Source organism: Mucilaginibacter tolerans, assembly GCF_030519375.1.
GTDB lineage: Bacteria > Bacteroidota > Bacteroidia > Sphingobacteriales > Sphingobacteriaceae > Mucilaginibacter.
Genome location: NZ_JAUMKB010000016.1, coordinates 20,098 through 33,918 on the forward strand (window position 1 = coordinate 20,098; position 13,821 = coordinate 33,918).

At 39.9% G+C, this 13,821-nt stretch carries 12 protein-coding genes; 4 read left to right on the plus strand and 8 right to left on the minus strand.

Annotation, left to right across the window (positions count from 1 at the left end; genetic code table 11):
- Window positions 1–692 precede the first annotated feature (692 nt).
- Together Q3A68_RS18745 and Q3A68_RS18750 are read left to right on the plus strand one after the other, a co-directional pair.
- Window positions 693–1,274 (plus strand): hypothetical protein, encoded by a 582-nt coding sequence (locus Q3A68_RS18745; protein WP_302902657.1) that lies wholly within the window; start codon window positions 693–695, stop codon window positions 1,272–1,274.
- A 146-nt stretch (window positions 1,275–1,420) separates the two neighbouring features.
- Window positions 1,421–2,533: a mandelate racemase/muconate lactonizing enzyme family protein gene (locus tag Q3A68_RS18750; protein WP_489671737.1), complete on the plus strand. Its 1,113-nt coding sequence runs from the start codon at window positions 1,421–1,423 to the stop codon at window positions 2,531–2,533.
- A 71-nt stretch (window positions 2,534–2,604) separates the two neighbouring features.
- On the opposite strand, the gene Q3A68_RS18755 is transcribed toward Q3A68_RS18750, so the two are convergent.
- The gene (locus Q3A68_RS18755) at window positions 2,605–3,975 is read right to left on the minus strand and encodes a dipeptidase (RefSeq protein WP_302902658.1); all 1,371 of its coding nucleotides are present in this window, start codon (window positions 3,973–3,975) and stop codon (window positions 2,605–2,607) included.
- A 341-nt stretch (window positions 3,976–4,316) separates the two neighbouring features.
- Window positions 4,317–4,580: a hypothetical protein gene (locus tag Q3A68_RS18760; protein WP_302902659.1), complete on the minus strand. Its 264-nt coding sequence runs from the start codon at window positions 4,578–4,580 to the stop codon at window positions 4,317–4,319.
- Window positions 4,581–5,056: 476 nt separating this feature from the next.
- On the opposite strand from Q3A68_RS18760, the gene Q3A68_RS18765 reads away from it, so the two are divergent.
- Window positions 5,057–6,496, plus strand: coding sequence for a tetratricopeptide repeat protein (locus Q3A68_RS18765; protein ID WP_302902660.1), 1,440 nt, complete (start codon window positions 5,057–5,059; stop codon window positions 6,494–6,496).
- Between the two features lie 85 nt (window positions 6,497–6,581).
- Here the strand turns inward: Q3A68_RS18765 and Q3A68_RS18770 are convergent, their stop codons facing one another.
- The 3 genes from Q3A68_RS18770 to Q3A68_RS18780 all read right to left on the minus strand — a co-directional run bounded on the left by Q3A68_RS18770 (window position 6,582) and on the right by Q3A68_RS18780 (window position 9,996).
- A complete protein-coding gene (locus Q3A68_RS18770; RefSeq protein ID WP_302902661.1) occupies window positions 6,582–6,869 on the minus strand; it encodes a hypothetical protein in 288 nt (95 codons plus the stop codon).
- Window positions 6,870–7,096: 227 nt separating this feature from the next.
- Entirely contained in the window at window positions 7,097–7,465 is a 369-nt protein-coding gene (locus Q3A68_RS18775) for a helix-turn-helix domain-containing protein (RefSeq protein ID WP_302902662.1), read from the minus strand.
- 251 nt (window positions 7,466–7,716) lie between these two features.
- Window positions 7,717–9,996, minus strand: coding sequence for an ATP-dependent helicase (locus Q3A68_RS18780; RefSeq protein WP_302902663.1), 2,280 nt, complete (start codon window positions 9,994–9,996; stop codon window positions 7,717–7,719).
- 264 nt (window positions 9,997–10,260) lie between these two features.
- On the opposite strand from Q3A68_RS18780, the gene Q3A68_RS18785 reads away from it, so the two are divergent.
- The gene (locus tag Q3A68_RS18785) at window positions 10,261–10,791 is read left to right on the plus strand and encodes a hypothetical protein (RefSeq protein WP_302902664.1); all 531 of its coding nucleotides are present in this window, start codon (window positions 10,261–10,263) and stop codon (window positions 10,789–10,791) included.
- A gap of 9 nt (window positions 10,792–10,800) precedes the next feature.
- On the opposite strand, the gene Q3A68_RS18790 is transcribed toward Q3A68_RS18785, so the two are convergent.
- The 3 genes from Q3A68_RS18790 to Q3A68_RS18800 form a co-directional block, all read right to left on the minus strand.
- Window positions 10,801–11,193, minus strand: coding sequence for a hypothetical protein (locus Q3A68_RS18790; protein WP_302902665.1), 393 nt, complete (start codon window positions 11,191–11,193; stop codon window positions 10,801–10,803).
- A 126-nt stretch (window positions 11,194–11,319) separates the two neighbouring features.
- Complete coding sequence (locus Q3A68_RS18795) at window positions 11,320–12,900, minus strand: hypothetical protein (protein ID WP_302902666.1); 1,581 nt, start codon at window positions 12,898–12,900, stop codon at window positions 11,320–11,322.
- A 5-nt stretch (window positions 12,901–12,905) separates the two neighbouring features.
- Window positions 12,906–13,775: an ABC transporter ATP-binding protein gene (locus Q3A68_RS18800; protein WP_302902667.1), complete on the minus strand. Its 870-nt coding sequence runs from the start codon at window positions 13,773–13,775 to the stop codon at window positions 12,906–12,908.
- Window positions 13,776–13,821: the final 46 nt, after the last annotated feature.

The following is a 13,821-nucleotide window of genomic DNA, read 5'->3' on the forward strand; positions in this document are numbered from 1 at the left end:
CCGGGACCGGAGGCTAAAGTTGAATACTACTGGATGTAGTATCGCAAATATAATGTATTTGTGTTAGGTTGCAAATTATAATAAGTATCCCAGTATAAGAATAGTTAAGAAATTTTAGACAGGGATATTGAATCGAACACGTGATCGTATTTTAAATTTGATAATGTTTAAGGTCAGGACAAACTTATCGGTCGATAATGTAAACGCTTTAATTTTATAGATAACCTGCCTTTTTGCGTTGTCGGTAAAGCTAATTGGATGGAGGATGTTTACCGCCCACCGATTGTTCCCTACGGCCCCTTTTTTTGAGTGGCTCAACGGCATACCTTTTTTTATAGATACTTCATTGTTTTATATAGTTGTTTGATTGCTAATCTTTCTTTTGTTTTCTGGCATTAACAGGCTATTATTAACCGTGATACTAATCATTGAACTGTTTTCATGCGTGCTTGATCAAAACAGATTGCAGCCCTGGGAATATCAGTATTTATTCGCAGTTTTTATATTCATAATTAATGCTGGCCGGCCAAAGCTGATTCCTGTAGCAATATCGTTCATTCTTGCGTTTACTTATATATAGTGGTGCCTGGAAATTAAATCAAAATTTTTTGCAGTAAACATGGAGTGGCACCATCCTTCGGCATTTTTTTAAAATCCCAAGCCGTATTGTTTTTAATCGTTGGATTTTTCATATGGGATACCTTCTGGGGGTGACTGAACTGTTTGCAGGGCTGGGCTTGCTTTTTGTTAAAACCTTCAAACAAGCTGCTGTAGTTTTAATCCTGAGGCACTTGTTTGTCATTTTATTGTTAGGCATTTTCGGCTTAAAATTGAATTTAGTTGTTTGGCCATGGAATGTCGCGATGATATTATACCTGTATTTTATTTTCCTTAACAAAGCAGAACATCAAGGGATCTTTCCGATAATGTTTACTGGATGGAACAAACTGGTAGTGTTGTGTTGGGGAGTTTTACCCGCTTTGAGTTTTGTTGGTTACTGGGATTATTATTTATCATCAAGCTTGTATTCAGGTAAATTGCCAACGATGATTGTTTGCATTAGCAATACCACTAAGTGCCGGAAACTCAGCCGCTATTTTAATAAAAATACAGCTTTTACACCATGCGCCGGACAGGCAATAATTAACATGGGGAATTGGGCAACGGCAGAAACAAATGTCGCGATCTATCCCGAATTAAGGGCTTATAAAGTATTGGCGAAAAAGCTTCAGAAACAATATCCTTTAGCTGGTTTACATTTTGTTTACTATTAGGGCATAGAAATCATCAAGTGAATTATTGAAATTGCTGATAGGCAAGTGGCTTTGATTATTGTCCAGGTTAATAATCAAACAAGAAAGGCATTTGGCATTCCCATTAATAAGACAATTTATTAAATTCGCTAAAAACGCATCATACTTTGACACAGCAAGGAACCATCATCACTAAAATAGATATCTACCGTTTTAGTATCCCTATGGAGCCTTTTACCATTGCAACCGGTACTATGACTCACGCCCAGAATGTGTTTATCCGCGTACATACCGATGCTGGTTTTTATGGCATTGGCGAATGCTCGGCTTTCCCAATGATAGTTGGTGAAACACAGGACACCTGCCTGGTAATGGCCAGGGAGTTTGCCCGGTTATGGAAGGGTGAAGATGCTTTAGATATTCCCGCGCGCTTGCAGCAATTGCACAATTTTACCGCTGGAAACAGCACTATAAAAAGCGCATTTGATATCGCCTTGTATGATATCGCCGCTAAAAATGCCGGATTGCCATTATACCAGTTTTTGGGTGGGTCTAAGCGTCGGATTGAAAGCGATATCACTATCGGGATAGCAGAGCCGACCGCAATGGCGCAAAAGGCGGTCGAGTTTAAGCAATCTGGTGCTACGATATTGAAAGTTAAACTTGGGAAAGATGCCAAAAGTGATGTAGAGCGGATCAAACAAATTCGTGACGCTGCGGGAAAGGGGATGAAAATCAGGGTAGATGCCAACCAGGGCTGGGGTTTTGAGGATGCAGTTTATGCTTTGCAGAACATAAGTAAATATGACGTCGAGTTTTGTGAACAACCAATGCGTACCTGGTATGATGACCGCTTGCCTGAATTGAAAAAGCTATCTCCGGTTAAAATTATGGCTGATGAAAGTGTTTTCAATCATCATGATGCGCGCAAGCAGATCCAAAGCAATTCATGTGATTACATCAATATCAAATTCTCGAAATCCGGAGGCATTAATGAAGCCAAAAAGATACATAATCTTGCTGCTGAAAAGAGCATTCCATGTATGATGGGGGGGATGCTGGAAACTCGTATAGCATTGAGTGCCAAACTGCATTTTGTGTATGCCAGCCCGAATATTAAATTTTACGATATGGATACGTGTATGCTGGGGCACCTGATTGACCCGTGTGTGGGAGGTGTTACTTATAATGGTTATACTCTTAACATCGGTGATGCGCTCGGCATTGGCGCTGATGCCTCGGAAGAGTTTTTAGCAGGTTGTGAAAAGTTTACTGTTTAGTTATCAGTTAACCGGTTACCAGTTATGAGGGTTGTTTCCTCATTAACTGATAACCTGTAACTAATCATGGTCTACTTACTCAATTCCGCAAAATACTTGTGAAACAAAGGAATGGTTTCAATCCCCTTATAGTAATTGTATATATCATACTTTTCATTTGGGGAATGCAGGGCATCACTATCCAAACCAAAGCCCATAAGAACAGTTTTAATCCCCAATTCAGCCTCAAATAACGCTACAATCGGAATACTGCCACCTCCGCGGGTTGGGATTGGATCTTTACCAAATGATTCGGCTATTGCCTTTTGAGCAGCTTTATAGGCAATACCGTCGGTCGGTGTTACTACCGGTTCGCCTCCGTGATGCGGGGTTACCTTTACTTTTATATAAGGTGGAGCAATTTTGATAAAATGATTGGTAAATAACTGAGTGATCTTATCAGATGTCTGGTTCGGAACCAGGCGCATTGATATCTTGGCACTTGCCTTTGACGGGAGAACTGTTTTAGCCCCTTCGCCGATATAACCTCCCCAAATACCATTTACCTCAAGCGTCGGACGGGTTCCGGTGCGTTCAAAGGTGGAGTAGCCTTTTTCTCCCCATAGCTCATCTACTCCTAGGTCTTTTTTGTATTCATCCTCATTATAGGGTGCAGAGTTCAATGCCTTGCGCTCTTCAGAGGTTAGTTCGATTACATCATTATAAAAACCAGGAATGGTGATATGATTATTTTCATCATGCAAGGAAGCAATCATTTTTGCCAATATAGTAGCGGGATTAGCTACAGCGCCGCCGTAAACACCAGAATGCAGATCGCGATTAGGGCCTGTAACTTCAACTTCAAGGTAGGATAATCCTCTCAAACCAGTCTCTAATGACGGATGTTCCATGCTAATCATGGAAGTATCAGATATAAGCACTACATCAGCTTTAAGCTTTTCTTTATTCGCTTTAACAAATATGCCCAGGTTTGATGAGCCCACTTCTTCCTCACCCTCTATCATAAATTTGATATTGCAGGGTAGACCGCCATTTTGCATCATCAATTCAAAGGCTTTTACATGCATGTAAAATTGGCCCTTATCATCGCAGGCACCACGCGCATATATTTTGCCGTCACGAACGGTGGGTTCAAAAGGAGGAGTCTTCCACAGCTCCAGCGGATCAGCAGGCTGAACATCGTAATGCCCGTAGACCAATACGGTGGGTTTTGATGGATCGACGATCTTTTCCCCATAAACAATCGGGTAGCCGGCTGTTGGACACACTTCAACATTATCAGCACCGGCATCACGCAACTTTTGGGCTACATGATCTGCTGTTTTCAATACATCAGGCTTATATTTAGCGTCGGCGCTTACAGATGGAAAGCGCAATAATTCAAACAGTTCGTCTAAAAAACGCTGTTTATTCTGCTCCACATATTGCTTTATATTTTGCATTGCGATGAATTTGCAGCAAATATAGTTTTTATGGCAATAGCGCAGCTGTCCAGGAAAAAAATTGCACAAAAGATTAGCTACAGGTTCGAAAAACCTGGTAAAAGGGAGTAATAAAAAAGGCTGTTTTTCTGGTGGTAAGGAATATTACCGCTTATTTAATAAGCAAAATAATATCTTCCGGACGAATGCCCTATGTAAAGGCTTAAAGACCCTTTTAACTAAAGGGCTTTAAGCCGGGCATTATCTTTATCCGGGGTGAAATGGCGTATAAGTACCTATACTTAATACTATACTACCCCACGATCAGTTTTTTACTGGCCGTAAATGCCTGACTAATCTAATTAGTCAGCATTACCTAATGCAGTTCTGTCAGCAACGTGCTGGTTCAGCTTTCTTGCGTCAGCGTTACCTAATGCAGTTCTGTCGTCGGCATTACCTAATGCAGTTCTGTCATCAGCATTACCTAACGCAGTTCTGTCATCAGCATTACCTAAGGCAGTTCTGTCTGCAACTGCACCGCGTTTTACACTATCTGATTTCGCTGTGAACGAAGATAATGTAGCAATACTCGCGACAAGAAGAGCACCCAAGATTACTTTTTTCATGTGAATGTTAATTAATAATGGTTATAGAATTTGGTGGTTAATAAAATGCTTTTTAAAACTTCACTTAGATACAAAAAGCCTTATTCTCCGACCAATTCGGAAGAGTAAGGCGTCTTTCATCTAGGTATAAGCTCCTTTAGAAATTCTTAAAAAAGCCTTTTCGCTTTTTTAATTATATAAGCTGTATAAGTAATTAAAAGCCTGTTTTTTATCGATTTTTTACTTTTTTTATATTTTTTAGGCCTTTTTTATGAAAAATTGTCAAAATCTTCTAAAAAATAACCTAAAAATTGCATAAAAAATCAAATTATAAAAAGCTAATTATTAGCTATTTACAGCAGTTAACTAAAGTTGCTTTACAAATATAAACATGTTTTTTAGAATAAAAAATTTTAGTAAAAAAATATTTAACGCATCTTTTTAATTACTTTCTCGTAATAGGGTCTTAGCACAGCTTCCAAGCCTGTTCAGCATTAATGAAAAAAGCTTATTTATTACTTATTATATTTCTGTGTCTGTCTTTGTCAAAAGTATTTGCCGAAGTGGCTATCGATGGCAAGGAAGATACGGCGCAGGTTAATCTACTGAACCGGCAGGGGTTTGGTATACGGATGACTGATCACGAACAAACATTAGCAAAAGGTCAGCAGGCACTTGAACTCGCGCAAAAACTTAATTATACTAATGGTATTGCTGAATCTTATAGAATATTAGGTATCGGAGAAGCTTATTCCCGTAATAGTGCCGTGGCCATAGCTGATTATTTAAATGCGCTCTCGTACTTTAAGCGCGCAAATAATTTGCTTGGCCAGGCAAAAGTTTATAATAATATAGGCAACCTCTACCAGGAGTTGGACTATGATGAATCGCTGGTTTACCTGCAAAAAGGCCTTGCGATAGCTAAGCAATTAGCTAACGATAAATTAATAGCTTCCGCCTATCTAAATATTGGAAACGTTTACCAACGGAAAAAGAATTTTAATGCGTCGCTTGATTATTATAACAAAAGTCGTGATCTGTTCGTGAAAATTAATGAGCCGGTAAATCCTATTATTATATTACAAAATATCGGCGTTATATACTATAAACTGAAACAGTACGATAAAGCTGAGAAACTTTTGCTTGAGGCAAATAAAGGGGCCAAAAATAAAGACCTGAATACCGTTATAGGCACTATAGATCTGACACTTTCGTCCCTGTACCTGGAGAGGGGGAGGTTAGAAGAAGCTAAGAAGTTTTTGGAAGAAGGTGTGGGTTACGCACAAGCTACAAAAGACGAGGAGCTGGAAGCGGAATTTACATATAATTCATACCAGCTTGCTTTTCATCAGAAAAACTACCCGCAGGCAATGTCTTATTTACATACTATATATGTAAGGGACAGTACTTTACAGGCTAATATGCTTTCATCGGATTTGAGCCTGATGAAAAAGCAGCATGATCAGCAGGAAAAGCAAAGGGAAAACGAACTGATTATTGAGCGGCAGAAAAATGACCGGGTTAAATTCTGGTGGGCCGTTTCAGCTTCTGGGTTGTTATTGATAGTGGTTGGTTTGTTAGTGGGTAATGTGAAACGCAAAGCAATGACTAACGCAAGACTTACTGAACTGAATAGCGAGGTCTCGCGGCAGAAAGATAATCTTGACCGCATCAACCATCACCTCGAAGAAATAATTGATGAACGCACCCGCGACCTGCAGATCAAAAACAAGAAACTTTCTGAATACTCATCTTACTTGTCGCACCAGATACGCGGCCCGATTGCAACATTGAAAGGCTTGATGAACCTGGAGAAGGAGGGGCTTGTTGACCAGGAAGAATGTATCAATATGATGAACAAGTGCGTGTCGGACATCGATGAAAAAATCATCGATATGACCGATATTCTGCACGATCCTAAGAGAACCAGTTTTTAAGTCGAAAGTCTGAAGTCGCAAGTCAACACTTAAAACTCAAGACTTAGAACTCAGGACTTAGAACTCAGGACTTAAGACTACCAAATCATGGCCAGTTGGTATGTATCTGTGCTTCAAATAATCCAAGGTAAACGCAGTACCAGGATATCATATGCAGAATAAGCAGATTGCGGTGGTGCTTACCATAGCCCTCTGTTTCGAAAGCGAGTGTTTCTTCGCCAGCTGTAACAAAGTACGTTACTTCGCCCTGCTTAGGTCTAAACTTTGATTTTAGAAGATCGAATACTTTGATCTTTAATTTGGTTTCAGGGTCGTGGATGGTTTCCTTTGTGGGGACACCATTTTTTGGAATTGAAATCAGATAATTGAGCATCACAAATTCGATTAATATCTGTGAACTCTACAATTGTTACTCCAAAAAATACGTTTTGTATAGATTATTCGATAAAATCCGCCTTAATTTATTTATGAGAAATCTTTATTTTTTATAATTAATATTATTTCTCAGTGTTTAATAAATACAAATAAGCTCTAATCAATTATTGTATAATAAATGATTAAAATGAGCTTAAAATGTAGTATTTAGCACACAACTAACAATTAACTGGCAATTGAACCTTTGTTGCGAAGCTCTTCATACAACTCAATTACCTTACGTTGCAATGTAGCAATTTCGTTTTCGCGATCACTTAATTTCTTTTGAATAAGGTTTAAGTGTGAAGGCGCTACTTCGGCTTGTTCATTATCAACAGTTAATAACTGAACAACGCTAACTTCATAGATGTTTGCGATTTGTTCGAGGCGTGATAAGTTAACATCGGTTACACCAGTTTCAATTTTTGAAAAGGCAGGAATTGAAATACCTAAACGGTTAGCTATATCCTCCTGGCTCCAGCCATGCTGATGGCGCAAAATTCTGATGCTTTTGCCGATCGATTTGTTTGCGGTTCTTTTGTTTGGATCGCTCATAATTCAATAAGTTAAAATTGTTTAAGGGTGAAAAATATTGTCCAAACTGCGTGCCACAGTCAATTTGCGCTTAATTAAGGGTTATTACATTATAAGCAATTTTGTTTCGGGTAGTATTGGGGAAATATTTCTACGAAGCGGAAATATTTGTCATGGAATTTTAACCAATTCTCAATGATTTAATGTATTTGGAAATACGAATCCTATTAAACTTAGTTAATAAACAAGACAATAAACAATTAGTTAATAATTTATAATATACGAAGTTTTGCAAATTTAAGCAAGAGTTGCTTCTGACCAATTTCTTTAAAGAAGATAGTGGCTTTTATATCGGGTTTATTACCTTCCAGGTTAATAACTTTTCCAAAGCCAAATCTCTCATGTTCAACTTCCATACCCACCTGCAAGTTGCTGGTATCTGAGGGAGCAAAACCTGGTGATGGTACGTGGGCCTTGGCAAGGATGGATGTTGTTTTAACGGGTGCTGCCGCAGGTTTAGGTTTTGAAAATACATCACCGCTACGTTTGTTCCACGAGTTGCGTTCATCGTCAAAAAAAGGATTATTGGCCGATGGGGCAGGTTTCGCAGTGAAATCAAGTTCAAGGAACCGTGCGTCGATCTCATCAAGGAAACGGCTTGGCTCACAACTGATCAGAGTGCCGAATTTAAAACGTGAGGTAGCATAACTGATGTGGAGCTTGCGCTCAGCACGGGTAACGGCCACATAAAACAAACGGCGTTCTTCTTCTAAATCGCTGCGCGAGTTTAGTGACATTTGCGAAGGGAAAAGATTCTCTTCTAACCCCACCACAAATACCTGAGGAAATTCAAGCCCTTTGGCTGAGTGTATGGTCATTAAGGATACTGTATCGGCATCTTTATCCTCGTTTTTATCATCGCTGGTTAAAAGGGCCACATCCTGCATAAACACATCCAGCCCTTTTTCTTCAATATCCTCGCGTTCCGAGAATTCTTTAATACCGTTCAACAACTCTTGTATATTCTCATAACGGTTCAATCCTTCGACAGATTTATCCTCATACAAGTCTTTTAATATGCCTGAGTGCTGTGCAATGTGTAGGGCAGCGTCATAAGCCGACTGCGTACGGGTGATTACCTGGAAGCTCTGGATCATAGTCGCAAATGTCCCAACGGCTGCGGAGCTACGCCCATCCAAGTATTTTGAAGGGTTGATCACCGCTTCCCACACGGTCACCATGTTTTGGTCAGCTGCAAGAATTATCTTGTCGACAGTTGTGTCACCTATTCCACGGCGAGGGTAGTTGATTACGCGTTTCAACGCTTCTTCATCAGCGGGATTTATAGTCAGCCTGAAATAAGCGATCAGGTCCTTTATTTCCTTGCGTTGATAGAAAGATTGACCACCATATATTTTATAAGGAATGTTCAACTTGCGAAGCGCCTCTTCCATAGAGCGCGACTGCGCATTGGTACGGTACAGAATGGCAAAATCGTGCCATTTCATGCCCCTGGTCGAGCGCTCCTGCATAATAGCCTCTGCAACTATCTTGCCTTCTTCATTGTCGCTGAAGGCGCGCATTACCTTTATTTTATCGCCTTCTTCCTTTTCGGAAAAAACGTTCTTTTTCAGCTGCTCTTTATTGTTGGCGATAATGCTATTGGCAACGTTTACTATATTTTGGGTAGAGCGGTAGTTTTGCTCCAATTTAAATACTTTCAGATCAGGGTAGTCCTTTTCAAAGTTCAGGATGTTCTGAATATTGGCCCCGCGGAAGGCATAGATACTTTGGGCATCATCACCCACTACGCAGATGTTCTCATTTACTGCAGCGAGCTTCTTCACGATCAGGTACTGCGAAAAGTTGGTATCCTGGTACTCATCCACCATCAGGTATTTAAACTTGTGCTGGTATTTATTCAATACTTCAGGATAGCGTTTCAGAAGTTCGTTGGTTTTAAACAACAAATCATCGAAGTCCATCGCACCGGCACGGAAACAACGGTTGGCATACGTTTCATATATTTTACCCAACTGCCCCCGGCCCGATGAAAAATCATCAGCCTGTATTTGTTCATTCTGCTGGTATTCCTGCCACGAGATCAGGTTATTCTTAGCACCTGAAATACGGTTGTAAACGAAGTTGGCATTATAGAGCTTGTCATCCAGTTGCATTTCTTTCAAAATGGCGCGGATAACACTTTTGCTGTCGTCAGTGTCGTAAATAGTGAAATTGTTCGGATAGCCAATTTTATCGGCCTCTACGCGCAAAATTTTGGCGAAAACAGAGTGGAAGGTACCCATCCAGATGTTTTTGGCTTCATCGCCTACCACGTGCATAATACGCTCGCGCATCTCGCGGGCTGCCTTATTGGTAAAGGTAAGCACCAGTATATTAAAAGCATCAACTCCGCTGGCAACCAGGTGTGCAACACGCATGGTGATCACCCTTGTTTTGCCCGAACCTGCACCAGCAATGATCATTACCGGACCGTTCATCTGCAATACTGCATCGCGCTGGGCCGGGTTTAATCCCTTTAAATAATCCAAAATCTTGTCCTCTTTTCTGAATTGGCGAAGTTATGATTTTGGGGCGAAAGGAGGAAAGGGAGACTCCATGATTTCGAATTTCGAATGTTCGATTTCGGATTTTTTTTAAACACGACGGCCTTTTAGTCCACACTTATGTCTCCGTTGTAACCTTTTTTTAGGGCGAGTCAATAGTTAACACCCGCAATAGTTAAAAAAATTACCTGCACTGCCAGGAGTTACAAACTCCGGACAGTGCAGGCATTATAATTTTATTATTTTAGGATGATGATAAAACTAAACCTCCAGGAAAAATTTGTTATAGGAACATTTCTAATTGCTGTGTTCGTACTGACGATCGGTATTTTAACAACTGAAAAGGCTACTGTAAATAACACTAGAGTAATAACTGGTCATTTGGCAAGAATCTATAGAAGCAAACCAGCAAGAGGTAGCCTGAATTACGATCTTTATATTAAAGAAAATAATGAGCATTATAAGATTTCGGCTGATTGCGCAGACTGTTTCAATTATGAAGACTTTACCGGCAACGTGAAAGAAAATCATTTGGTCCAAATGAGAATAATGAATAAAAATAGTCTGATAACTAATTCCGATCTCCGCTTAGTAGTTGCATTATCTTGTAATGGCCACGAATATTTGAATACCAATTGTGTAAATGAAAATATTGACAACAATAGATGGTTAGTACCTATATCCTGGATAATCGCTATAACCGCTGGTATCGTATTTTGGGATGTTAAAAGAAGAAAATATAAAAAAAATTTTGCGAGGAAAAAACTTCAGAGAGGATAACGCAAAGCCTCAATCAGTAATCTTTTTTAACCAGATACTATACAATATCCATCCGAAAGGAATTAGCCAGATAAGGTCATTCAACACATTGACGTAGAGAAATCTCATAGTTAGTTCGCCTTTAATAATATAGTAAGCTGAACCAATTGGCCCTAATATCTTTCCCACAAAACCAACAAATATCAAAGGCCAGTACCGTACAGGATCAGCCGATGCAAAATAGTAAGCTAACCCATAAGTGCCCACCAGCATTCCGATACATCGCACTAAGATAAGGGTGAAATTAGTAGATGAATAATCAAATAGAATGACTTGCGGATAAATCGAAATAACCATTCCCCAAACTGCATTATAAATAGCAGCCAGCAGCATGATCAGTTTAGCCCATTGGAGTTTTGACATTACCTAAGGTCGAAAGGTGAAATGATAAAGGTAAAACGTTTTCTTATACAATAAAAAAGACCAGGTTTCTCAACCCGGTCGTTAAATGTGTAATAGAACTATTTATTCTGCTTTATTCTGCAATTGCTACAAATGCCTCGCCTGGTAATTTCTCACAAAAAAGCTTAACGCTCCCAAAGATAAAATCAATAAACCTATAACAGCTATATAAGCGGTGTGATCCGGGTGTGGTGTAACCCCTAAATAATCTATAAACGGTATTTTTTGTGTAACGCCATAAGTGAGCATAAAGAATACAATCTCGAACAATTTTTTGCCGCCGCTAACAATACCCAGGCATACTGCTAATATCACAATGAATATTGCGCCCCAAAGGATATTAAAAACAGCATAAAAGTTAAGCCCAATCAAATAACGCCCCATCACAGGTAGCGCCAGTACAACAACAAGCAAGACGCCAGCCAGTATTTGTGCCGGTAGCATCCTAAGTAAAGGTTTATAGGATGAGTAGGTAAAATAATGGAGCCTGTTCGTGCGCTCTTTAGTCACTAACTCCGACAAACGAGTAACCTGTAAGAACCAAATTACAGGTAATAAATAAGTGTGGGCAATGTCAAGCGGAGTAAACAGCATGGCTATCCATACCCCACCAGTTACCAGCCAGAACCATTTAGCACCTTTTCTGATTAATAGCAATAATTCCGTTTTGATAAAAGGGAAAATACCGTAGTCGGTAACTACGGGCGGAAGAGTGCCAGTAGTTATCGAAGAAGGGTTAGTGTCAGTTGATCCGGCCTGGTAATCCGGGGCTAATGCTTTCTTTTTCTTGCTTACAGTTTGATTAAAATCAAACCGGTGAAAGAAAAACGAGGATAGATAAACCAGAGACAGCGAAAAAGCCATCCAAATAAGGCGGCTTATTATAAAAATAGCGTTCCAGTTGACGCCATTCCATTCAAATGTTCTGAACGATTTATGTTTGGCGAATATAAAGCCAAATGAAACCTCTTTAATATTTTCATGAAACTCGGTATTGATCTGGCTTTTGATACTGCCGGTAACCAGGCTTAAACCAAAAGGATCAAATACTGCGGTCGGTATACCGGGTTTTGGACTGTTAATGCCGGCCATCACGGCTCCGCAAATAAAAAAATAAATGATGAACTGTAATATGCTCCGTTTGCCTAAAAAAACCTCGGCAACAACTGCCAGCCCCGATACCACGAATAAGGCAGGCATTGCAAACATTACATAAGGAGTTATAAAATCAGCAAAAATAAAAGGATAAACGCCGCTGCCACGTACCCAAAACATCGCCATGCTAACAGCAAAAGTGATACCCGCAATGGTAAGCAATACCAAAAAGTTACTGAATAGCTTGATTATGAGGTATCCAAAATTGGTAATGGGTGTGGTAGCTATAATTAGGCCAACTTCAGTCTCTATGTCCTTTTTAATCCCATTGTTCACCAAAAGAAAACCATATAATGATAACATTACCGCCGTCATGGTTGCGGAAACATAACCCACCCAGGCCGAGTTAAAAGCCCCACGGTAGCCGGTAACATTTAATGTGGTATACGCCGCGTTTGTAGGCGGCACAAACGAATAGGCGGCATAAACAGTAATCGCCAGTGTGATCAGGAAAGAATAACTACGCGTGCGTTGCAGATAATCCGCTTTTATCAGGGTAAAGCTATGTTTCATAAGACTTAGCTATTTTGGGTCAGAAATAAATAAGCGTCTTCTAAAGTGGCGGGAACGATTACCGAACCCGGTTCTGACCCGCTGCCTCTTGTGATATAACGCACATTCACTTTGTCTTTTTGCCTGATAGTGTTAACAACCAGATATTTAATTTTGAACGTGGTTAGTTCGCTATTATCAATAAGGGTTTCAAATACCCTTCCTTCTACTTGTTTAATAATATCGGGTTGTATAGCTTTCTCCAATAGGCGACCGCTTTTCATAATAGCTACCTCATCCGAAATAGTTTCAATATCCGATACGATGTGTGACGAAAGAATAATGATACAATCATCTGCAAGGTCCGATATCAACTGACGGAACCGCATCCTTTCTTCGGGGTCAAGGCCAACTGTAGGTTCATCAAAGATCAATACCTTAGGGTCGTTAAGCAGTGCCTGTGCAATGCCGATACGCTGTTTCATTCCGCCGGAGTAAGTGCCTATTGGCCTTTTGGCATCAGCCGTCAGGTTAACGCCTTCCAAAAGCATATCTATCCGTTTGCGCAGGTCTTTCCCGCCAACACCTTTCATTGCCGCAATATATTCAAGGAATTCATAAGCATTCAGGTTAGGATATACACCAAAATCCTGAGGCAGGTAACCTAATACCTTACGGATACGGTCAGGGTTATTCACTATATCTTCGCCGTCCAAAAACAAAGTGCCCTGGGTGGGTTTACTTATAGTGGCTATAATTTTCATCAGGGTTGATTTACCTGCTCCATTTGGCCCTAGTAAGCCTAAAACGCCTTTATTGATCGTAATGGAATAATCTGACAGCCCGGTTTTGTTCTTATTGTATTGCTTGGTAAGGTTGGTTATAACTAATGACATTGATTTATTTTTCGTTCTATGACGACACCGTCCTGATTAAGTTACA